The 22643-nt window shown below is 55.9% G+C and carries 19 protein-coding genes; 13 read left to right on the top strand and 6 right to left on the bottom strand.

Annotated elements, in window-relative coordinates:
* Positions 1 to 207 precede the first annotated feature (207 nt).
* The 3 genes from V3851_RS06995 to V3851_RS06985 all read left to right on the top strand — a co-directional run bounded on the left by V3851_RS06995 (position 208) and on the right by V3851_RS06985 (position 1108).
* Complete coding sequence (locus V3851_RS06995) at positions 208 to 465, top strand: hypothetical protein (protein WP_331845799.1); 258 nt, start codon at positions 208 to 210, stop codon at positions 463 to 465.
* A 78-nt stretch (positions 466 to 543) separates the two neighbouring features.
* The gene (locus V3851_RS06990; RefSeq protein ID WP_331845798.1) at positions 544 to 846 is read left to right on the top strand and encodes an iron-sulfur cluster assembly accessory protein; all 303 of its coding nucleotides are present in this window, start codon (positions 544 to 546) and stop codon (positions 844 to 846) included.
* Between the two features lie 28 nt (positions 847 to 874).
* Entirely contained in the window at positions 875 to 1108 is a 234-nt protein-coding gene (locus V3851_RS06985) for a YuzB family protein (protein ID WP_331845797.1), read from the top strand.
* A 96-nt stretch (positions 1109 to 1204) separates the two neighbouring features.
* On the opposite strand, the gene V3851_RS06980 is transcribed toward V3851_RS06985, so the two are convergent.
* The 3 genes from V3851_RS06980 to V3851_RS06970 all read right to left on the bottom strand — a co-directional run bounded on the left by V3851_RS06980 (position 1205) and on the right by V3851_RS06970 (position 4807).
* A complete protein-coding gene (locus V3851_RS06980) occupies positions 1205 to 1507 on the bottom strand; it encodes a putative quinol monooxygenase (RefSeq protein ID WP_331845796.1) in 303 nt (100 codons plus the stop codon).
* A gap of 135 nt (positions 1508 to 1642) precedes the next feature.
* Complete coding sequence (locus tag V3851_RS06975; protein ID WP_414859278.1) at positions 1643 to 3595, bottom strand: LTA synthase family protein; 1953 nt, start codon at positions 3593 to 3595, stop codon at positions 1643 to 1645.
* A gap of 57 nt (positions 3596 to 3652) precedes the next feature.
* The gene (locus tag V3851_RS06970; protein WP_331845794.1) at positions 3653 to 4807 is read right to left on the bottom strand and encodes a THUMP domain-containing class I SAM-dependent RNA methyltransferase; all 1155 of its coding nucleotides are present in this window, start codon (positions 4805 to 4807) and stop codon (positions 3653 to 3655) included.
* Between the two features lie 146 nt (positions 4808 to 4953).
* Here V3851_RS06970 and V3851_RS06965 point away from each other — a divergent pair, with 146 nt between their 5' ends.
* Positions 4954 to 5592 (top strand): O-methyltransferase, encoded by a 639-nt coding sequence (locus V3851_RS06965; protein WP_331845793.1) that lies wholly within the window; start codon positions 4954 to 4956, stop codon positions 5590 to 5592.
* Positions 5593 to 5904: 312 nt separating this feature from the next.
* Positions 5905 to 6699, top strand: coding sequence for a glucose 1-dehydrogenase (locus V3851_RS06960; RefSeq protein ID WP_331845792.1), 795 nt, complete (start codon positions 5905 to 5907; stop codon positions 6697 to 6699).
* A 102-nt stretch (positions 6700 to 6801) separates the two neighbouring features.
* On the opposite strand, the gene V3851_RS06955 is transcribed toward V3851_RS06960, so the two are convergent.
* The gene (locus V3851_RS06955) at positions 6802 to 8013 is read right to left on the bottom strand and encodes an MFS transporter (protein ID WP_331845791.1); all 1212 of its coding nucleotides are present in this window, start codon (positions 8011 to 8013) and stop codon (positions 6802 to 6804) included.
* A 191-nt stretch (positions 8014 to 8204) separates the two neighbouring features.
* Here V3851_RS06955 and hemE point away from each other — a divergent pair, with 191 nt between their 5' ends.
* The 7 genes from hemE (at position 8205) to V3851_RS06920 (ending at position 16086) form a co-directional block, all read left to right on the top strand.
* Positions 8205 to 9269, top strand: a complete 1065-nt coding sequence (gene hemE / locus V3851_RS06950) for a uroporphyrinogen decarboxylase (RefSeq protein ID WP_331845790.1) — start codon at positions 8205 to 8207, stop codon at positions 9267 to 9269.
* A gap of 29 nt (positions 9270 to 9298) precedes the next feature.
* A complete protein-coding gene (gene hemH, locus V3851_RS06945; protein WP_331845789.1) occupies positions 9299 to 10240 on the top strand; it encodes a ferrochelatase in 942 nt (313 codons plus the stop codon).
* A gap of 162 nt (positions 10241 to 10402) precedes the next feature.
* Positions 10403 to 11800 (top strand): CapA family protein, encoded by a 1398-nt coding sequence (locus V3851_RS06940; protein ID WP_414859277.1) that lies wholly within the window; start codon positions 10403 to 10405, stop codon positions 11798 to 11800.
* A gap of 34 nt (positions 11801 to 11834) precedes the next feature.
* Positions 11835 to 12581 carry a glycerophosphodiester phosphodiesterase gene (locus V3851_RS06935; protein WP_331845787.1) on the top strand — a complete coding sequence of 249 codons (747 nt, stop codon included), beginning with the start codon at positions 11835 to 11837 and terminating at the stop codon, positions 12579 to 12581.
* Between the two features lie 27 nt (positions 12582 to 12608).
* Positions 12609 to 13250 (top strand): fumarylacetoacetate hydrolase family protein, encoded by a 642-nt coding sequence (locus V3851_RS06930; protein WP_331845786.1) that lies wholly within the window; start codon positions 12609 to 12611, stop codon positions 13248 to 13250.
* Positions 13251 to 13255: 5 nt separating this feature from the next.
* Entirely contained in the window at positions 13256 to 14095 is an 840-nt protein-coding gene (locus tag V3851_RS06925; RefSeq protein ID WP_331845785.1) for a DUF92 domain-containing protein, read from the top strand.
* A gap of 17 nt (positions 14096 to 14112) precedes the next feature.
* Positions 14113 to 16086 (top strand): ABC-F family ATP-binding cassette domain-containing protein, encoded by a 1974-nt coding sequence (locus V3851_RS06920; RefSeq protein ID WP_331845784.1) that lies wholly within the window; start codon positions 14113 to 14115, stop codon positions 16084 to 16086.
* A 78-nt stretch (positions 16087 to 16164) separates the two neighbouring features.
* Here V3851_RS06920 and V3851_RS06915 read toward each other — a convergent pair whose 3' ends face one another.
* Positions 16165 to 17625: a DHA2 family efflux MFS transporter permease subunit gene (locus V3851_RS06915; RefSeq protein ID WP_331845783.1), complete on the bottom strand. Its 1461-nt coding sequence runs from the start codon at positions 17623 to 17625 to the stop codon at positions 16165 to 16167.
* A 187-nt stretch (positions 17626 to 17812) separates the two neighbouring features.
* On the opposite strand from V3851_RS06915, the gene V3851_RS06910 reads away from it, so the two are divergent.
* Positions 17813 to 18376, top strand: coding sequence for a TetR/AcrR family transcriptional regulator (locus V3851_RS06910; protein WP_331845782.1), 564 nt, complete (start codon positions 17813 to 17815; stop codon positions 18374 to 18376).
* 48 nt (positions 18377 to 18424) lie between these two features.
* Here V3851_RS06910 and V3851_RS06905 read toward each other — a convergent pair whose 3' ends face one another.
* A complete protein-coding gene (locus V3851_RS06905; RefSeq protein ID WP_331845781.1) occupies positions 18425 to 22639 on the bottom strand; it encodes an acyl-CoA dehydratase activase-related protein in 4215 nt (1404 codons plus the stop codon).
* Positions 22640 to 22643 lie beyond the last annotated feature (4 nt).

The raw sequence follows: 22643 nt of genomic DNA, 5'->3' as shown, positions 1-22643 counted from the left end.
CTGGAAAAATCCAATGAAGAAGGCGGAAATCGGGGCAATACCGGCCGAATTCGTCCGCGAGATTGGAAATATCCAATCAGGCGCGCAAGAATTGTCATTCTGCTTGCCCTTCACTTGGATATTTCCAGTGGAACAGAGCAGATCTATTTATTCCTATGAAAATAGGGTATCTTATCGTATAACGTATTATAAAAGGGGGAACGAACGATGAAATGGTCGAAAATATGGTCGCTGCGCCGCTGGGGTTATGTTTTCCGCCGGGTTCCCCGGCTGCTGCGTTCTTCCCGGGTTCCGATTACGGACAAACTGCTGCTTGTAGTGCCCGCCTTGCTGTATTGGGTTCTGCCGGACGTTCTGCCCTTTGTCCCGATCGACGATATGGCGGTGACGATGCTGCTGATGAACTGGTTTGTGGAGCGGGCCGAGCGCAAGGAGCAAGCCGGCGCCAAATCGATGCTTAAATAACCGTCGGCCTTGCGCGTTAGGCGATGTTTCTTTACAATAGGAATATTGAAGATGTCATTTTTGGATAGGAGAGATCATATGGGCGTCAAGATTACCCGCAATGCGGCGAAAGTGATAAAGAAGGAAATGGAAAAGGAAGAGAACAAGGGGCTTGTATTGAAAGTTTTCATCACTCATGCGCATGGAGACCATGCTCATTACGGCCTTGATTTGGTCAAGCCGGGGGATAAAGATAACATTGTTTCGACCGACAAAGAAATCGACGTCATCGTCGACACGAACGAACCGCTGCTCGACGGCGTAAAGATCGACTACCTGTATTTCCCGCAAGAAGGCTTCGTTATCACGAACCCTTCCCATGGAAATCACGGGGATCACTAATTCAGCACGAAATAAAGAAGGTATTGGCATGGCTAACGATATACGAATCTGCGACAAATGCAATCATATCCGAATGAAGACATTCGTGCCGAAGCTGCAAAAGCTGGCGCCCGACGCCGAGATCAAAATCGGCTGCAAATCCTACTGCGGGCCTTGCGGCAAGAGAGCATTCGTCTATATTAACGGCCGCTATGTCAGCGCTCCGACGGAAGACGAAGTGCTGGCCAAGGCCGCACCCTTTGTTAAAAAGCCGAAGGAGTAACGGCTATAACGGCTATTCGCCCCGATAAACGACAAGCTGCCCGATTCCGTGGATTGGAAGGGGCAGCTTGTTTTTTTTCTTTCATGCGGAAGGCTGCTACAGTCCCTTGCCGCCGATGGGCCGAACCGGGTAGGATTCGACCCCTGCGATTAGCGGTCTTGCCTGCTGAATCAGGGCTTTGCCCGCCTCATTGTTCAGCGACGCTTGATGCGCCTCCTCACCGCTCCAAATCTCGGTGACCCAAACGGCATCCGGCTCGGTTTCCGACAGGCTGATAATGTATTTCTCACAGCCCTCAAACCCTTCCGCAGCCGCCGCAGCGCCGAGCAAAATTTGCGCGAGTGCGTCGCGTTCCCCGGCTTTAGCGGTAAATTTCACATTCATTCCATATTTGCTCATCGAATCGCCGCTTTCCAAAGTATTGATTAACGAAAAATATGGCAGATACACTCATGTCCCATTATAGCCCATGTAATTCCCCCGGGCCAGTGCGCGGAACGGACGAACTCAGGCGCCTCACGGCCAATCGGGTTTCTACCTGCTTGGGGCTCCTTCTTTCAATTCCGGAATAAAATCGCCCATTATCAGTTTATCCGACATTTGCAGCCGTTCCTTCGCCTCCTCATGCGGAATCCGGCATCGTTCGATATCTGTCTTCTCACGGGTGGTGAGATCGTAGCAGTTGCCGTTTTCAAACAGGTTGTCCGGGGAAGGAATGTAGTACAGCTTCCCGTCCGTAAAGGCGCCGGAGCGTAAGACCACGAATTTGTCCCCCGAGGCGAACAGGTTGTTGCCCATCATATAGTAGGCATCGCTAGGGATGCCGAGCAGATGCATAAGCGACGGGGCCATGTCGAGCTGCCCGGCGGGCTGGTCGTAAACCCCGGCCGCTTTGCCGTCCGGCAGATGGATCAGCAGCGGCACCTGATTCATGATTTGGTGCATATCGAGCTCGGAAAGCGGCTTGCCGAGGAATTTTTCATAATTGGCCTGCTCCGTAATCGAGTTGTCATGGTCTCCGTAAACATAAAGAATCGTGTTCTCCCAAAGCCCGTCCCGCTTCATCCCTTCGACCAGTTCGCCCAAAGCGGCATCCGCGTAATGGATCGATTCCAGATAGTTTCCGAATAGGGTATCCTTAAATTCGCCCGTATCAAGCTCGCGGATAGAGGCCGGAAGAGAGTACGGATGATGGCTGGATAACGTAATTAAGAAGGAATAGAACGGCTGCGGTTCCGCGACCATAAATTCAAGAGATTGCCGGAAGAACGATTTATCGCCGAGCGACCAGCCGAGCGATTCGTCCATTTGATAGTCTTTTTTGCTGTAAAAACGGTCGTACCCCATTGCCTTATACATATTGGTCCGGTTCCAGAAGCTTCCCTCGTAAGCGTGAAATGCGGCGGTTTCGTAGCCGGCCGATTTCAGGATCTGCGGCAGTACGTCATACGTATGGTCGGGATACCGTACAAACACGGACCCTGTCGGCAGTGGGTGCAGTGAGCTCTGCGAGGAGAAATCCGCGTCGGAGGTGCGGCCCTGGCCGGTTTGATGATAATAATTGGAATAATACAGGCTCTCTTGCATCAGCTTATTGAAATTCGGGGTGATTTCCTGTCCTCCGATCTCTTTGCCGATCATGAAATTCATGAATGCCTCCACCTGGACGACAAGAACATTGCTACCCTGGTAAGCGGCGAAGGTGTCATTATTCTCGGTTCGGGATTCGCCGGCTTGGCGGAACCAGGATGCGAATTTCTCCTTTTCGTCGGCCATAAGGTTCGGCTTGCCGCCGAGATGCTCTTTGGCGTAGCGGTAAGCGTCGTAATAGTGAAAACCGAGCAGGCCCGTGACGTTGTACAAGGAGATATTCCACCAGGCGCCTTCAAACAAGCCGACCGCCCACGTCGCGGCATAGAACCGGATGGGTCCAAGCGTCAGGACGAACCCGAGCGCGAAAACGGCCAGTCCCTGAATGAACCGGGACAACCGGCGCGGCCGGCCGCCTTCCCGCGCGCTGCGGATGTGAGACCGTACTCCGTCTCTGCGGCGATAGATCGACAGGCCGCATTTTATCGCCAGCCAGACGATCCAATCGGCAACGAGCCACAGATCGGAGAAGGAGATCAGCGACAGGATGCTGTCCCCGAGCTCGCCGACCTGACCGGCCTGGAGCAGCACCGGAACGGTGATGAAATCGCCGAAGTAACGGTAATATACCAAATCGGCGAAAATAAGTCCCGTCAGCAGCACGTTCAGAAAGAGGAGAGCGAATGACCGCCCCCGGCGGGGCAGCCAAAGCGTCCAGAAAGACACGAGCAATATCGATCCGATGGCGATGACATCGTCGAGAAGATTCATATCAATATATCTTGCGTGCAGGTTATTATGCAATATCACAAGCTTGAAAAAGATGATCAGAATAAAAACAATATATTCAAAATGGCGGTAAGCCGGCAGCTTGCGAATAAAATGATTGGATTTCATAGGTTTAGCCACCTTGGGCAACCTCCTTTCGAAACGGAGAAACCCTCCACCCGGGCGCTAATGCCGCGGGGGAAGGGGTCCGAGAAATTGCAGATATTGGCACTCGATCCGGCCGTTGAACAGCTTGCGGCGCTTGTCCGCCTTGCGCTGGAAATCGTGCTCGAATTGCTTGGTCGGCGTCAGTGCGAAGAACGACCAGGTCGGGAGCTCGGCGGCGACGCGGCCGAGCTGGGCAATGAGCCGGCGCACCTCTTTCTCCTCACCGATCCGCTCGCCGTACGGCGGGTTCGTAATCAGGCAGCCGTAGTCGCCCTCCGGCCGGATTTTGGCGGCCGGGAGCACCTGGAAGGCGATCTCCTTGGCCAGCCCGGCGCTTTTGGCCGCGGCTTCGGCCACTTCGATCGCCTTCGGATCGATGTCGCTGCCGGCGATATTCAGCGGAATATCGTCCCGTACGGCATCGATCGCTTCTTCGCGGGCCCGCTGCCACATGGATTCCGGCAGCGCCGGCCAGCTTTCCGCGTTGAAGCTGCGCCGCAGGCCCGGCGCGATGTTCCAGCCGATCATCGCCGCCTCGATCGGCAGCGTGCCCGATCCGCAGCACGGATCGTAGAACGGCCGCGCCGGGTTCTGGTTCCAGCGGCTGAGCAGGATCAGCGCCGCGGCCATCGTTTCCTTCAGCGGCGCTTCGGTCGCCACTTTGCGGTAGCCGCGCTTATGGAGCGCCGGGCCGGTCGTGTCGAGCGTCAGCAGCGCTTTGTCGTTTAGCAGGTTGACCTCGATCACATAGCGCGGCCCGTTCTCCTCGAACCATTCCTTGCGGTAGCTTTCCTTCAGCTTTTCGACGACCGCCTTTTTGACGATTCCCTGACAGGCGGGCACGCTGCTGAGCTGGGATTTATGCGACCGGCCCTCGACGGGGAATTCGCCGTGGACCGGAATCCATTCCTCCCAGGGCAATGCCTTGGTGCCCTCGAATAATTCATCGAACGTGAGCGCGGTGAACTCGCCCATTTTAATCAAAACCCGGTCCGACGTGCGCAACCATAAATTGCAGCGGCAAATATCGGCCATCGTTCCTTTAAACGTAACCCGGCCGTTCTCCACGGCGGTATCGTGGTATCCCATTTCTTTCAACTCGCGGGCGACGACGGCTTCGAGCCCCATCGGCGCAGTGGCGATCAGCTCCAACAGTTGTTCTTGTTCCGGCATGAGATTCTATCAACTCCGTGTCATACTTGTGGTTATAGCGCAAAAACCATACAATTCAGTATAGGCCAATGTCAAATAAGATACAAACGGAAATACCGATGATTTTTGGATTGTTTGCCGGATTTAAAAAAAGGAGAGTGTGGGAGATGACTCCTGAGGAATATAGCGAGGCCTTGTATCCGGAGGATCAAGTGCTGCGGAGCGTAACGGAATCTATCATAGAGAGCGGCATCAACGATGTGTCGATCGCGCCGGGCTACGGGAGGCTGCTGACGATGCTGGCCGCGGTATCCGGAGCCGGCTCCATCCTGGAAATCGGCGCCCTCGGCGGGTATAGCGGCATCTGTTTGGCACGGGGCATGAAGCAAGGCGGGCGCCTACTGTCATTGGAGCTTAAGGAAGAAAACGCTGCCTTGGCCCGGCGAAACCTGGAACGCGCCGGATACGGCGAAGTGACGGATTATATGATCGGACCGGCGCTGGACAGCTTGAAGCTGCTGGAGGAGCGGGGCGAGCGTTTCGACTTTTTCCTGATCGATGCGGACAAAGGGAATTATCCAGCGTATTTGGAATACGCGATCCGGCTTGCCGCGCCCGGCGCACTCATCGCCGGGGACAATACGCTGCTGCGCGGACGGACGCTGAACCCCGACAAAAACGGCCCCTCGGTCCTCGCGGTGCGGAAATTCAATGAAATGATCGCCACGGACGAACGGCTGATAAGCACGATGCTGCCGGCCTTCGACGGCCTGGCGCTCGCGGTGGTGAAGCCTGCAGATGCTTAACCATATTGGCAATTAACTGGATTTCCTCCAGTTGATTTGCTTTTAAAGGGCTTTGCGGAGCAATTAACTGGAGAACCTCCAGCTAATTGCTCCGTTTTTCGTTGCTTCCCAATGAATCGCCTGAAATAACGGCAGGTTTTCCAGTTATTTTTATTGAATCGCAGTCTGATTTTAATTTAACTGTAGATTTTCCAGTTAGTTTGTGTTCCCAGTGAGTGAATTCATTCGCTTAAAACTTAGCCGATAGTGCATCACTTTCCGCCATAGCGGTTAAATTATTTACATCCCTACTTCTACAAGGATGTGAAAACTTTGAGCAAACGATTGGAAGGCAAAGTAATCGTCATTACGGGTGCCGCGATGGGACTCGGGCAGGCGACCGCGATGGAAGCGGCCAAAGAAGGCGCGAAGCTGGCGTTGGTCGACCTTAAAGAAGACGCGCTGGAACAGGCGAAGCAGGAGCTTAAGGCCAAGTATCCGGATGCGGAAGTCTTAACGGTGACCGCCGATGTTTCCGACGAGGGGGCCGTAAAGAAATACGTCGATGAAACGGTCAAGGCTTACGGTCGAATCGACGGATTTTACAACAACGCGGGCATTGAGGGAAAACAGGCGCTGATTCCGGATTATGATGTCGATATGTTCAAGAAGGTTATCGATATCAACCTCTTGGGCGTCTACTACGGTCTGCGCTATGTGATTCCCGTCATGCAAAAGCATAATTATGGCCGGATCGTCAATACCGCTTCGGTCGGCGGGATTCGCGGCGTCATCAACCAGGTTCCCTACGTGGCGAGCAAGCACGCTGTTTCCGGCATGACCAAGAACGCCGCGCTCGAATTCGCCCGTAGCGGCATCGTCACCAATGCGATCGCGCCGGGCGCGATTTTGACACCGATGGTTGCGGGCTCTTTCAAGCAGGTTAACCCGGAAGACCCGCAGAAGGCGGAAGCCGAATTCGCTCAAGGCAACCCGACCAAACGGCTTGGGAAACCGGAGGAAGTAGCCAGAGTAGTAGTCTTCCTGCTGAGCGAAGATTGCAGTTATGTGAACGGCCAGACCATCGCCATCGACGGCGGGCAATCCAACACGTACGGCTTTGTTTGATCCATCGGCGCCCAGGTTTCCATAGCGACAGATACAAACAAGCCCTCGCCATTTCCCAAGGCGAGGGCTTGTTTGTGTCGCGGTTTATTCCTTTAATTCGCGCTACTTGAAAGAAGCGACCTTCGGCTTGGCGTACAGCTTGAATCTGACCCAGACCGTGTTGATAAACAGCAGGACGCCGGAGATGATGAAGATGCCCTCAATCCCGATATAGCCCGCCAGAAAGCCGCCGATGATGGAACCCATCATGTTGCCGAGCGCCATCATGCTGCTGTTGAAGCCGAAGGCCCGGCTCTCCATGCCGTCCGGGGTGTAGAACCGGATCAGCGCGTTGACGCTTGGCAGCAGGCCGCCCATGAAGATCCCCATCATAAACCGGACGATGATGAGCTGCCAGACGGTGTGTACGAAGGCTTGCGGAATCAGGGCGGCCGCCGCGCCGATCAGGGAATAGGTCAGTATCCGGTGCGCTCCGAACTTGTCGCTGACCCTCCCGAGCACGGGGGAGGTCACCATGTTGGAGATGCCTGTGACCGCGGTGGCGAAGCCGGCCCAGAACGGCACGTCCGACGCCGTCCCGTGCAGCCTCTCGACGTATAGCGGGAGCAGGGACATCGGGCTGATCATGGCGAATTGCAGCAGGATGGTTACCGCAAATAGAGCCGTCAGCTGCGGCGTTTTATTTAATTCAAGAAAACCCTGCAACACGGATACCTGAGGCGTATGGGCCGCCTCCTCCCGGTCGAATTTCTCGCGGACGAAAAAGAGAGCCAGCAGGGAGGCCGCGAACAGCAGTGCGCCGGTAATGTAGAAAATCGGCCGGAAACCGACCCGTTCCGCCATCAGCCCGCCGATCAGCGGCCCGAGAATGGTGCCGGCGACGTTACCCGACTGGATCGTACCCATGGCAAAGCCCATCCGGTTCTTGGGCGCGGTGCCCGATACGAGCGACACGGCGGCCGGATTGAAGCCGGAGATCGTTCCATTCAGCAAGCGGAGCAGGAGAAGATGCCACGGCTGCGTGGCAAAGCCCATTAGCGTAATGACGACCGCCATGCCGAAGCCGGAGCGCAGCAGCATGATTTTGCGGCCGTACCTGTCAGCCAGCTTGCCCCAGATCGGCTGAAACACAAACGAGGTTGCAAAATTGGCGGCGAAGATCAGGCCGGCCCATAAGCCGATGGCCCGCTCTCCAACCACATGCAGATCTCTGGCCAAATACAGCGATAAAAACGGGGTGATCATCGTCATTCCGGCATTGACCAGGAACAGTCCGAACCAAAGCACAATGAGATTGACTTTCCAGCTCTTCAATGTGCTTTCACTTCCTTTCAGGGATTCTGGGTGCAAAACAAAGTCTTTACAGTATAACATAAATATTGACATGCTCAGGGAGAGCATTGTCATATGTTTGTCACTTGGACGAGCCAGTGTGACGGTTGTTACTTACTTTTAAAAGAGGCATAATATATATTGAAGGTTTACGATGATTGGAGGCATTATTTGTGGCTTATAACGATCGGTTCATCCGCGCCGCCCAAGGGCGGGAGGTGGATCGTCTTCCGGTTTGGTACATGCGCCAGGCGGGCAGATACGATCCCGAATACCGGAAGATTAAAGAAAAATACAGTTTGCTTGAAATATCGCTGCAGCCCGAGCTGGCGGCCGAGGTGACGATGATGCCGGTACGCAAGCTGGGGGTGGACGCCGCCATTTTATATTCGGATATTATGAACCCCGTCGCTTCCATCGGCATTGATTTCGATATCGTCAAAAATATCGGGCCCGTGATCGACAATCCGATCCGTTCCAAAGCGGATATCGACCGTTTGAAGCCGATCGACGTCGAGAAGGACCTGCCGCACATCCTGAAAACGATCGAAATTTTGGATCGCGAGCTGGATGTGCCTTTAATCACTTTTGCCGGCGCTCCGTTTACGATCGCGAGCTATTTGATCGAAGGACGCCCTTCGAAAAGCTATATTCGCACAAAGAGCATGATGTACGGGGAGCCGGAGCTTTGGGACAAGCTGATGGAAAAGCTCGGCGATATGGTAATTACCTACCTGCGCGCCCATGTGGCCAGCGGCGGAAAGGCGTTCCAGCTATTTGACAGCTGGGTGGGATCGCTGGCGCCGAAAGATTTCGAGCGCTATGTGCTGCCGACGATTACCCGTATTTTTGCCGAACTGAGCGATTTGGATGTAACGAAAATTTATTTTCCCGGCGTAAGCTCCGGGGAACTGCTGCCGACGTTGACGGATATCCGCGCCGATGTGATCGGCCTAGACTGGCGCATGTCGATCGGGGAAGGCCGCCGCCGGACCGGCGGGAAGTTTGCGATGCAGGGCAACCTGGACCCGTATATTCTTACCGCTCCCATGGACATCATTAAACAGCAGGCCAAAGATATAATCGACCAGGGGATTCAGGCTCCGGGGTACATATTCAATCTGGGGCACGGCCTGTTTCCCGAGGCATCGATCGACAAGCTGCGCGAATTGACCGACTATGTGCACGAGTATTCGGAACATGCGATCGAGAAGCGGAAGCCGAAATTGAAGTCATAATATCCATTTTTTTGAAGAGGTGAGCAATTATGCAAACAAAAATAGGCGTTTTGGTGATGTCTTACGGCACACCGGCCAATATGGATCAGGTTGAGGCTTATTATACGCATATCCGCCGGGGCAACCCTCCGACCGCGGAGCAATTGAAAGAGCTTAAAGACCGCTATGAGGCGATCGTCGGCGGCGTATTTCCGCTGCGGGAAAATACCGACAAACAGGTGGCGGCGCTGCAGGAAACGATAAACCGGCTGAATCCTTATGCGGATAAAGAGTTTGTCTGCTATCAGGGGCTAAAACACGCCAGTCCGTTCATCGAGGACGGCGTCGCCGCCATGGCAAATGACGGGATCAAGGAGGCGGTCGGCATCGTGCTGGCTCCCCATTATTCGGTGATGAGCATCGGCGGCTACATCAAACGGGCGGAAGCGAAGGCGGCGGAAACCGGGATCGCGATGAAATGCGTCCGCAGCTATCATCTGCATCCGAAGCTGATCGAAGCTTTGGCGGCCCGGGTATCGAAGAAGCTTGACCAATTCGAGGAAGCCGGAGCGCAGCGGGATAAGGTGAGAGTGCTGTTCAGCGCGCACAGTTTGCCGCAAAAAATATTGGAAATGGGCGATCCTTACCGGGACCAGCTCATGGAGACGTCCAAGGCCGTTGCCGAACGCGCGAAAGTGACCTCCTGGCAATTTACGTGGCAGAGCGCAGGGCGGACGCAAGAGCCCTGGCTCGGCCCGGACATTCTCGATACACTGCGCAGCCTGAGCCTGGAGCAGGTCGAGGATGTGCTGGTTGCTCCGGTCGGGTTCGTTTCCGACCATTTGGAAGTGCTGTACGATCTCGACATCGAAGCCAAGGCGATCGCCAAGGAGCTCGATATGCGGCTCGAACGGATCGATTCGCTCAACACCGATCCGCTTTATATGGAGACGCTTAGCGACGTGATTTTTACAACCTATGCCGGGAAATAAATGGGCCTAAACGAATCCGGCGCGTCTCGCGCCGGGAAATTAGGCCGAAAGAGCCCTTCGTCCAAAATAGGCGAGGGGTTCTATTTATTTCGGGTTACCTGATATAATAAAATCAATCATGTTCAGGAAAGCAGATGATAAGAGGAAAAAAGGGGTTTAATGATGTATCCACCGCGTTCGGAGAAATACAAGAAGCAAAAGCAGGAAAAGCAACGGCGGCAGAGCCGCTTTTGGCTTGGATTGAATTTATCACTGATTTTCATCATCGTTGTCTTGGGCGCTTATTTTTATTTATCCGACCGCACGATGCAAGGCGAACCGGGTACGGGCAATAATGATCTTCCGTCTTCCGGAGCCTTTGAGCAGGACGGCAATACGGCGGCCGGGAACGATCGGGAAGGCCAGGGCCAAGTTTCAATGGATTCCGGCGCTGAGGACGAGGATGTGGCGCAGATTCCCGCGGATCCCGGCGACGCTTCCGAGGTCGATCCGGCCAATGCTCCGGCGGACGAAGAAGGGACGCAGAATGAGGAGGGCGTACGGGATCCCGCCGACTCGGGGGAACGGCTGCTCATTCATTTTGCGGGGGACACGATATTCTCCGGCAAAGTCGCCGACAAATTGCGCAAAGAAGGTTATGATTATCCGTATCGATACGTCAAGGAGCTGTTTCAGAACGACGATCTCAGCATCGTGAATCTGGAAACGCCGGTCACGGACGGAGGCACGGCGGCGGAAAACAAAACCTTTGTATTTAAGTCTTCGCCCGAGGCATTGCCCGAGCTCGCCAAGGCCGGCGTGGAAGCGGTAAACCTGGCGAATAACCATACGCTGGATCAAGGCGTCGAGGGGCTGCTCGACACGATGGATCACTTGAAGCAAAATGGCTTGCTCTATGTCGGTGCCGGCAAGAACGGCAAAGAGGCATATGCACCCGTCTATATTGAGCGGAAAGGGATCAAAATCGCCCTATGCGGCTTCAGCCGCGTCATTCCCGACAAGTCTTGGGCTGCCGGAAACAATCCCGGCGTGGCCGCGGCTTATGATTCGCGCCAAGCCGTGAAGGCGGTCCAAACGGCCCGCAAGAACGCGGACCTGGTGCTTGTCGTGGCCCATTGGGGGAAAGAACGCACCACAAAGCTCGAAGATCATCAAACGGCGCTGGCCCATGAATTTATCGATGCCGGCGCGGACATGGTCATAGGCGGACATGCGCATGTACTGCAAGGACTGGAGAAATATAAAGGGAAATGGATTGCCTACGGTACGGGAAATTTTATTTTCACGAAATCGACGGATGCCAGTACGTGGGAAACCGCCGTGTTTGCCGCGGAATGCACGCGGAAGGGCGACTGCGAGCTGAAACTGATCCCGTTCAAAACGGAGCTGGCTCAGCCGGTGCCTATGACGAAGGAGGAAGGAGCGGAGCTGCTGGGAACGGTGGAGGCTCTGTCGCCGGGCGTCTCGATCGAGGCTACCGGCAGAGTGAGCGCCGCGGCGGTGAAGAGCATGGGATCCGCGGAACCGCCGGAACCTTCCGAAGTCTCCGACAATACTTGAAGTCTCTAAATTACCTCATGAGGAGCGTGGGAATGTGCCGAACCAATGCGTAGCTCATCGGGGATTCTCCGGAATCGCGCCGGAGAACACGATGGCGGCGATCACGCTCGCGATGGAGCAGCCGTATGTCGATTGGGTCGAGGTCGACGTCCAATTGTCGAAAGACGGCGTTCCTCTGCTGATACATGACTTCACGTTAAACCGGACCACGAACGGCCGGGGACCTGTGAAGGACAAGACATGGGCAGAGCTTAAGGCGCTGGACGCCGGGAGTTGGAAATCCAAAGCCTATGCCGGAGAGCGGCTGATCAGCCTCGACGAATTTCTGGACAAAATTTGCGGGCGGCTGAAAGCCAATATCGAGGTCAAAACCGAGGGCGATATGTATCCCGGCATCGAAGAGAAGATAATAACGGCCGTCCGCAAACGGCACATGGAACAGGATGTCGTCCTGACATCGTTCGAGCCGCGGATTTTGGCCAAGATCAAAGAAATCGGGCGGGGAATGCGCACGGGACTGATCATCGACGGCAAACCGAAGGATTTGCTGCTGCGGCTGCAGCTGCTGCATTGCTCATTCCTTTCGATCAACTACCGGCATTTGACGTCGGAGCTGGCCGGCAAAGCGGCCGGACGCGGCATCGAGGTGATGGCCTGGACGCTGGACGACGCCCGGCGGATGCGGCGGGTGGCCGCCATGCACAAAGACGTTCTCATCTGTACCAACCGCCCGGATATTTGGCGCAAGGCGATCAAGGAACCGGACGCAGATAGGGTTTAACCAAAGGATAATCGGGAGGCGCTTAGGATGAACAAGACGATAGCCAATGTATACTGTGTCGGCCGCAATTACCGGCTGCACGCCGAAGAACTCGGCAACGAGGTGCCGAAGGAGCCGCTGATCTTTCAGAAGCCGTCGCACGCGGTAGTCCCGATGGACAAAGCGGAGCTTGTCCTGCCGGAGAACCGCGGCGAAATTCATTACGAAACCGAGCTTGTCCTGCGGATAGCCCGGCGCTACGAGCCCGGCATGACGGTGGACGAGCTTGTCGACGTGATGGCGTTCGGCATTGATTTTACGCTGCGCGATGTGCAAAGCGTGCTGAAGCAAAAAGGGCAGCCGTGGACGGCGGCCAAAGGGTTTAAAAATTCGGCGCCGCTGACGCCTTATCTCGCTTTCCCGGGAGTCGGCCGCATCGCGGACGAGGACTTTACACTGCGGAAGAACGGGGAGCTGGTGCAATGCGGCAACGCCTCCAACATGATCTTTTCGCTGCAGCAAATTGTGGACTATATCGGGGACCGTTACGGTTTGGATGAAGGGGATCATATTTTTACCGGTACCCCGGAAGGGGTAGGGCCCGTTTTCCGCGGCGACCGGCTCGAGATTGCTTACGGGGCGAACGTACTGGGCGAATGTATAATCGCTTCCGGCCCGTCAGCCGGGTAATGATCATGACGGATTGGATCATCGGGGCGCTCTGCGCCCTTTTGGTCTCTGGTGCCGCCTTTTGGAAAGGATCGCTGTCCCTGTCGGGCATGATCGCGGCATGGGTCATGGGAACGGTATATTACGGAGCGGGCAATTTGTTTTGGTTTGGCCTGCTGCTCCTGTTCTTCATCACCTCGTCGCTGTTTTCCAAATTGCGCGGGGAGCGGAAGCGGGAACTGGAGAAATCGTATGCCAAGAGCGGGCGAAGAGACGCGGGGCAAGTGCTGGCGAACGGCGGCTTGGGCATGGCCGCCTGCATCGGAAACGCGCTGTGGCCGGACCCGGCATGGGCCTATGCCTTCGTGGGCACGATGGCCGCGGTTACCGCGGATACGTGGGCGACCGAATGGGGCGGGCTCAGCCGCAAGCCGCCGCGGTCGGTGCTGACCTGGAAGCCGCTGCCTGCCGGAACGTCCGGCGGCGTCTCTCTGCTCGGCAGCGCTGCTGCGCTGGTCGGAGCGATGGTGATCGGCGGCGCGGCCTGGACGCTGCTGGCGCTCGGCGGCGGCACGGGGGAGCCGGACACGGCATCCGCTTATTCTGCATTGCCCTTATGGCAATGGCTGCTGATCGGCGGGGTGTCCGGGTTTATCGGCGCGTTCGCCGATTCCGTGCTCGGCGCGACGCTCCAGCGGATGTACCGCTGCCCGGTATGCGGCAAAAGCGTGGAGGTCAAGGCGCATTGCGAAACAGCCACGCTGCAAGGCCGGGGCCTCGCCTGGATGAACAACGATATGGTGAACGCGCTTAGTTCCCTCGCGGCCGGTTTGATCGCCTGGGGCCTTGGCTTGATGCTTGTTTAAGAAAGTGGGAATAAACGATGAATATTATGACCGTCGAACATTTGACGAAAACCTATGGCGAAAAGGTGCTGTTTCAGGACGCTTCGTTTGGCATGGAGGAAAACGACAAGATCGGAATCATCGGCGTGAACGGTACGGGCAAATCGACGTTTCTCCGCGTTATCGCCGGACTGGAGCCCGCCGATGAAGGCCGGGTATCCGTCAACCGGGATACCCGGGTCACTTTTCTGGCGCAAAATCCCGAATTTGATCCAAACATCACCGTGCTGCGCGGCGTGTTTCAAAACGGCGGCCCCGAACTCGCGGCCGTTTCCGCTTATATGGAAGCGATGGAGGAGCTGGAGCTCCTGCCGGACGATCCGGGGCGGCAGGCCAAAGTGGCCAAGCTGAGCCAGGATATCGACCGGCTCGGGGCTTGGAGCCTGGAAAGCGAGGCCAAGAGTGTGCTCGGCCGGCTCGGCATTACCGAGTTCGGCAAAAAAATGGGCGAGCTGTCCGGGGGGCAACGCAAACGCGTCGCACTTGCGTCCGCGCTGATTATCCCTTCGGAGCTGCTCATTATGGACGAGCCCACCAACCATATCGACAACGAGTCCGTCGGCTGGCTGGAAGCGTATCTGCAGAAGCGGCGCGGTGCGCTGCTCTTGATCACGCATGACCGCTATTTCCTCGACCGGGTCTGCAATGTCATGCTGGAGCTGGATCACGGGCGCCTGTTCCGCTACGAAGCGAATTACAGCCGCTTCCTGGAGCTGAAGAGCGAGCGCGAGGAGCGGGAGGCGGCCTCGGAGCAGAAGCGGCAGAACCTGCTGCGGAACGAGCTGGCCTGGATCCGCCGGGGGGCGCAGGCGCGTTCGACCAAGCAGAAAGCGCGGATCGAGCGGTTCGAGAAGCTGCAAAACATGAAGACGGAATACAAGAGTACCGCGCTCGATATTTCTGTCGCCTCCACCCGGCTGGGACGCAAAATTCTGGAGATTTCCGATTTGCGGAAATCGATCGGGGACCGGCTGCTGATCGGCGATTTGACGTATACGGCCGTCCCTGGGGACCGCGTCGGCATCGTCGGCCCCAACGGCAGCGGCAAGTCCACGCTGCTCAATATGATCGCCGGACGGACCCAGCCGGATGCGGGCGGGATCGAGCTCGGCCAGACCGTGAAGCTGGGATATTTCACCCAGGAGCATCAGGAGATGGACGGCAAGCAGCGGGTAATCGAATTTATCAAAGAGGCGGCCGAGGTCGTCGAAACGGCGGACGGTTCGCGGATCACGGCGGCGCAGATGCTGGAGCGCTTCCTGTTCCCGCCCGCGATGCAGTGGACGCCCATCGCGAAGCTGTCGGGCGGAGAGAAGCGGCGGCTTTATCTCCTCCGCGTGCTGATGGGAGCACCGAATGTGCTGCTGCTGGATGAGCCGACCAATGACCTGGACATTCAGACGCTGACCGTCCTGGAGGCGTATCTCGACGAATTCCCGGGCGCCGTCTTCGTCGTATCGCACGACCGGTATTTCCTGGACCGGACCGTCGACAAGATTATGGCGTTTGAAGGCGGCGGAGTCGTCGCCGTTCATGTCGGCGACTACAGCGATTACGAGGAGCGGATTCAGGCGGGCGGCTCGGGAACATCGAGCGTCAATATTCATGCGGCATCTTCCGCCGCCTCCACGTCCAAGTCCGGGAGCACCGCCGACAACGCTTCCGACGGTGCGAAAGGAAGCGCCAAAGACCCTGCCCGCGGGGAAAAGCTAAAATTCAGCTACAATGAGCAGCGCGAATACGAGACGATCGACGAGCGGGTGGAGGAGGCGGAACAGCGTCTGGCCGGGATCACCGAGGACATGGCCGCGGCGGCCAGCGATGCGGTCAAGCTTCAGGAGCTGATGCAGGAGCAGCAGCAGGCGGAAGCCGAGCTGGAGCGGTTAATGGACCGCTGGGCCTATCTCAATGAATTGGCCGAGAAGATAGAGCAGCAGAAAAATCAAAATTAATCATTTTATTGGCAATATACGAAAAGCCCAATTTCTCACGAAAAATTGAGAAATTGGGCTTTTTATGATCCATTTTATTTAATTCTCGGCAACGGTTTTCTTTTGCTCCGCTCCCTCTTTCTTTTTGCCCGGCATGAACAGGGTCATTATGATAGCTATGATGCCGACAGCGGTGATGAAAATATAAGCTTCGCTTGCGCCAAATATGGAAGCAGCCTTCGTAATTTGCGCTTTGGAGAGCAAGCTGCCGGATTCGGCCAGTTGAACAGTATGATGTTTGGCGCTTATCGACATAATCGTAACGACCATCGCCGTTGCGATGGCACCCGCAACCTGGCGGACTGTATTCGTCACGGCGGACCCGTGAGCGCCCAGTTGTTTCGGAAGTGTATTCAGTCCGGCTGTGGTGATCGGCATGGTCAGCAAACTCATGCCGATTCGCAGAAGGATGGTTCTGAACATCAAATAGCCGTAACCGGTCGTTTCGGTCAGGCCGGTAACTCCCCATACGGCGGGAATGATGAAGATCAGGCCGATCAGCGCCAGCGGTTTTGCGCCGAATTTATCGAATAAGCGGCCGGATATCGGAGACATCACGGCGTTCAATAATGCGCCCGGCAGCATCAGCAAGGCCGTGTCCAGCACGGAATATCCTCTGCTGGATTGCAAGTACAGCGGTAGTAAAATCATATCTCCGTACATGATCATGGTTACCAATACATTAATGATTGTCGTGATCGTAAACGTTTTGTCCTTAAACACCCGTAAGTTAAGCATAGGATCGCCTGCAAGCAGCTGACGGCGGCAGAAAAGCACGAGAAAGAGGAGCCCCAGAGCCAGGCAGGAGAGCACCAGGGCGCTCCCCCAGCCCTTGTCGCCCGCACTGCTTAAGCCGTAAAGGATGCCGCCGAACCCTAATGTGGACAAGATGATGCTTAGGATATCGAGCTTTTGCTTGGAAGTCTCCGATACATTGACCAAGAGTTTATAGGATAGAGCGATCACGATGGCGACAAGTATGAACATGCCAATAAATATCCACCGCCATGAATACTGTTCAATAATGATCCCCGCCAAAGTAGGGCCGATGGCCGGTGCAAATACCATTACAAGTCCGGTCATCCCCATGGCCGTTCCGCGGCCCTCAACAGGAAAGATCGCAAGCACGACCGCCATTAACAGAGGCATAATAATTCCCGCTCCGGCAGCTTGAATGAGCCGTCCGATCAATAAAACTTCAAAACTCGGGGCGATGGCGTTAATCAAAGTACCCGCAAACAGCAAAAGCATGGAACTGATGAAAAGCTGGCGGGTGGTAAACCGTTTCATTAAAAAAGCCGTCACCGGAATCAAAATCCCGTTCACCAGCATAAATCCGGTCGACAGCCATTGAGCCGTTGAGGCGGAAACCGCAAATTCCTCCATCAAAGCAGGCAGAGCGACATTCAGGATCGTTTGATTCAGAACGGATAGAAACGAACCCAAGAGTAAGACGAAGAGAAGCAGTCCTTTCTTTACTTGTTGCTGAGGTTGACTCATGTTGAACTACACTTTCCTTTCCTATTTCATTATTGGCATCGAGTTGTATAATTGATACTGTGTCAATAAATCATAACATGAAAAAAATGAAAGTATCCATTTGCAATTTTCAAGAAAATGTATACTAATTAACGGATTTTGAATATATGTCGCAAAAGTCAAAAATTATAGACGAAGGGTTGATAAAATGCCTAACAATGAAAACGGAAAGGTCGATCCCCGAATAAAACGGACAAGGCGAATGTTTAAAGCTGCACTCATTTCACTGATCCAGGAAAACGGCGATATCAATAAATTGACCGTTCAAAATATTGCCGACCGGGCCGAATTAAACCGTGCGACCTTCTATTTGCACTATCGCGATATTGATGATCTCATAGAACAAATGCTTAATGAAATGCTTGACGAGCTGCATAAGACGATGAAGCCTTTATCCGAGGATAACCCGCCAATTGCAAAAGGTTCCCGTAAACAGGTTGTTGCATTTCTTGAGCTTTTTTATCACAATACGGGGCTCTATAAGGTAATGCTGGAGAATAAAGATTTTCGCCGCAGAGTGTATGAAATACTGCTTGATATCATCACGTTTTGGGCCGAAGACAGAAAAGCGAACGGGCGGCCGTTCAAGGTGCCGAACGAGATCATTGCGGCTTCGACGCTCGGCATCGTATCCTGGTGGTTGCAAGAAGGGACCACCTATAGTCCAAGCTATTTGGCTAACATGATCATTTCGATGGTTAATGGCAACTAAAAACACCTCCAATTCACCGGCCCGGGTGAACTGGAGGTGTTTTCTATATTAGCAGAGAACGCCGCTGGCGATGGACATCATCAGCTTGATCCGGTTGATCTGGTTGACCTCGCTCGCTCCGGCGTCGTAATCGATCGCCGCGATGTTGGCGTCGGGGTAGATCTCCTTCAAGCCTTTAACCATGCCGCGGCCGGTAATATGATTCGGCAGGCAGGCGAACGGCTGAATGCACACGATATTGTTCACACCGTGATCGAGCAGCTCCATCATTTCCGCGGTCAGGAACCAGCCTTCGCCCATCTGGTTGCCGACGGATACGAGGCGGCTGGCTTTGTCCGCCAGGTCATAGATGCTTTCTGGAGGAGTGAGGAACCGGCTGTGCTCCAGCGCTTTTTTCACCGGTTTGCGGTACATTTCCAAGTAACTGATCACCATCGGGTTCAGCAGCCCGAACATTTTGCTCTTGCCGAGCTGGTCCGCTTTGTAGATCGGATTGTACAGGCAGTAGAACATGAAATCGAGAAAATCGGGAACGACCGCCTCGCCGCCCTCGGCCTCGATGATGTCAACCAGCTTGTTGTTGGCGTCGGGATGGAACTTGATCAGAATCTCGCCGACGATGCCTACCCGGGGCTTGGCTTCTCCGGTCAGCGGCAGCGCTTCAAATTCGGCAACCATGTTCCGGATATTGTCCTTGTACTGGTTAAAAGAGAAATTTTGCAGCGAATGGCGGGCAATCGTCATCCATTTGCGGAACAACAGCTCGGTATCGCCCTTATGCAGCTCGTAAGGGCGGAAGCGGTAGAGCAGGCGCATCAGCAAATCGCCGTAGCACGAGGCGGCGATCAGCCGGTTGATCATTTTCAGATTGAGCTTGAAGCCCGGCTGGTTCTCCAGCCCGGAAATATTGAGCGAGATGACCGGGATTTGCTCCATCCTCGCTTCTTTCAGCGCCTTGCGCAGCAGGCCGATGTAATTGGTCGCCCGGCAGCCGCCCCCGGTCTGGGTCATGATGACCGCGGTCCGGTCCGGGTCGTACTCCCCGCTTTTCAGCGCGGCCATAATTTGCCCGATGGTCACGATGGCCGGATAACAGGCGTCATTGTTGACGAACTTGAGCCCTTCCTCGGTCGTTTCCTTGCTCGCCTGCTTTAGTACCTTGAGCCGGTATCCGGCATCGCGGAATACCGGTTCGAACAATTCGAAATGGATCGGCGAAACCTGCGGCGCCAGGATCGTGTAGCCCTCTTTCATTTGCTTGGTGAACGGCGCCGGAGCTGTCGGGGCCGTTCCGCCGCCCGGTGTCGTCATCGCCGCTTCACGCTCCCTCATGGCGGCGAGCAGGGAGCGCAGCCGGATTCGGGCCGCCCCCAGGTTGCTGATCTCGTCGACCTTGATCAGGGTGAAGGTTTTCCCTTCGCGTTCCAGAATTTCCTGGATCGCATCGGCGGTAATTGCGTCGATGCCGCAGCCGAACGAAGTGAGCTGCACCAGCTCCAGATCGGTCCGCTCCGTGACGGCATAGGCGGCGCGGTACATCCGACCGTGATAGGTCCATTGATTGACGATCGGCAGCCGGTACTTGACCGTACCGAGGTGGCAGATCGAGTCTTCGGTCAGCACGGCCAGACCCATGCCCGTAATCAGCTCGGCGATGCCGTGGTTGATCTCCGGATCGGTATGGTACGGATGCCCGCAGAGAACGATTCCCTTCGTGCCGGTGCGCTCCATATAGGCGAGCGTTTCTTCGCCTTTAAGGCGGATGTCCTCCTTGGCCTGCTCCGCTTCCTCCCACGCGTCGTCAAACGCGGTGTTGAGCTCATCCTTCGGAATGTCCGGGAAGGTCTCCTGGAGACGCTTGCGCAATACAGGTTCGGAATCGAAATTGAGGAACGGGCTGACCAGTTTCACGCCACCGTCCTTGAGGGCATCCACATTGGTGCGGATCACCTCGGGATAAGAGGCCACCACCGGGCAGTTAAAATGGTTGTCAGCGGACGTATCCTCTTTCTTCTCGTAGACGACGGCGGGGTAGAATATAAAGTCCACACGGCTGTCGATCAGGCTCTGAATATGCCCGTGCGTCAGCTTGGCGGGATAGCAGACGGATTCCGACGGAATCGTCTCCATGCCGCTTTCGTACAGCTTTTTGCTCGATTTCGGCGACAGGACGACCCGGTAACCGAGCTTGGTGAAAAAGGTGTGCCAGAACGGATAATTCTCAAACAGGTTCAGCACGCGCGGAATGCCGACCGTACCCCGGGTGGCCTCGTCAGCCTTCAGCGGGGAATAATCGAACATCCGCTCATATTTGTACTCCGTCAAATTCGGTAAATCGTTCTTCTCTTTTTTCTGGGTGGCGCCGCGTTCGCAGCGGTTGCCGGTGACATGGAAGCTTTTGTCCGGGAACCGGCTGACCGTCATGGCACAATTGTTGCTGCAAAGGCGGCATCTTGCATGGGAAACCTCGTAAGTGAAGGTATACAGTTCTTCCCGGGGCAAAATTGTGCTGACGCCGCAGCCGGAGTAACTCTCTCTAGCGATCAGCGCGCAGCCGTAGGCGCCCATAATCCCGGCGATATCCGGGCGAACGACCTCGCGGCCGGTAAGCTGCTCGAACGCCCGCAGCACCGCGTCGTTCAGGAAGGTTCCGCCCTGGACGATAATCTTTTTGCCCATTTCCTCGGGATTGCGGATTTTAATCACCTTTTGCAGTGCGTTCTTGACCACGGAATAGGCGAGGCCGGCGGAAAGGTCCGACAGGGTCGCGCCCTCCTTCTGCACCTGCTTCACTTTGGAATTCATGAAAACGGTGCAGCGGGAGCCGAGATCGACCGGCGCCTTCGCCTGCATCGCCTGGGCCGCGAACTCCGTTATGCTTAGGCCAAGCGTGCCGGCAAAGCTTTCGAGGAAGGAGCCGCAGCCGGCCGAACAGGCTTCGTTCAGCATCAGCGAGTCGATGGCTCCGCCGCGGATTTTGATGCATTTCATATCCTGACCGCCGATATCGAGAATAAAATCAACCTCCGGCAGGAAGGAGGACGCCGCTTTATAATGCGCGACGGTTTCCACTTCGCCGCCGTCAACGCGGAATGCGGTTTTGACCAGACCTTCGCCGTAGCCGGTCACATAAGAGCGGGCGATGTGGCAGCCCTCGGGCAGCAAATCGTAAATTTCGTTCAAGGCTTCGCGGACGGAAGCGAGCGGGTTCCCCTTATTTCCGGCATAGAACGTATGCAGGATCTGATCCTCGCTGCCGGTCAGCACGAGCTTGGTCGTCGTGGAGCCCGCGTCGATGCCGAGGAAGCACGGGCCGGTGTACCCGGCCAAATCCATGCGCGCGGCCGAGGCGGCCTTGTGGCGCGAGCGGAAGGCGGCAAGGTCCGCTTCGTCCTTGAACAGCGGCGGCAGCAGTTGGCTGTCGCCGCGCGCGGCGCTTGCGAAGTCGACTTCCCGCAGGCGCGCATGCCACTCGGCGAGCGGGCGGGACTCGCCGTCCGCGCCGTGCAGGCAGGAGCCCAAGGCGACGAAGTATTGGCTGCGCTCGGGGAAGAGGATTTCATCCTCTTTCAGACCGAGCGTCACGGCAAACCGTTCCCGCAGCATCGGCAGGAACGTCAGCGGTCCGCCGAGGAAGGCGACCTTGCCGCGGATCGGGCGGCCGCAGGCCAGCCCGCTGATCGTCTGGTTGACGATGGATTGGAAGATGGAGGCGGCGATATCCTCCCGCCGTGCCCCTTCGTTCAGCAGCGGCTGGACGTCCGTTTTGGCGAATACCCCGCAGCGGGAGGCGATCGGGTAGATCGTCTCGTGGCGGCTCGCCAGCTCGTTCAGGCCGGCGGGGTCGGTTTCCAGTAACGCCGCCATCTGGTCGATGAACGCGCCGGTGCCGCCGGCGCAGGCGTTGTTCATTCTCTGCTCGATGCCGCCGCTGAAATAAATGATTTTGGCGTCTTCACCGCCGAGTTCGATCGCGGTATCCGTTTCCGGCGCGACGATTTTGACCGCTTTCGTGCAGGCTACGACCTCCTGCAGAAAGGGGATGCCGGCAAGCTCCGAAAGGGCGAGCCCGGAGGAGCCGCTCATGCAGACGGTGGCTTCCGCGCCCGGGTACCGCTCCATAACTTCCCCGCAAAGAGAGAGGACGGCGGTTTGTATATCCGAATAATGGCGGACGTAATTTTCATGGATAATTTCCGATTGATGTATGGCGATGATTTTCGCGGTGGTCGACCCGATATCCAGTCCAATATGCAGTAGCATAATT

The sequence above is a fragment of the Paenibacillus haidiansis genome (assembly GCF_036553665.1).
Taxonomy (GTDB): Bacteria; Bacillota; Bacilli; order Paenibacillales; family Paenibacillaceae; genus Fontibacillus; species Fontibacillus haidiansis.
The sequence above is the reverse complement of the archived record's forward strand: the minus strand, read 5'-3'. Positions and strand labels throughout refer to the sequence as shown.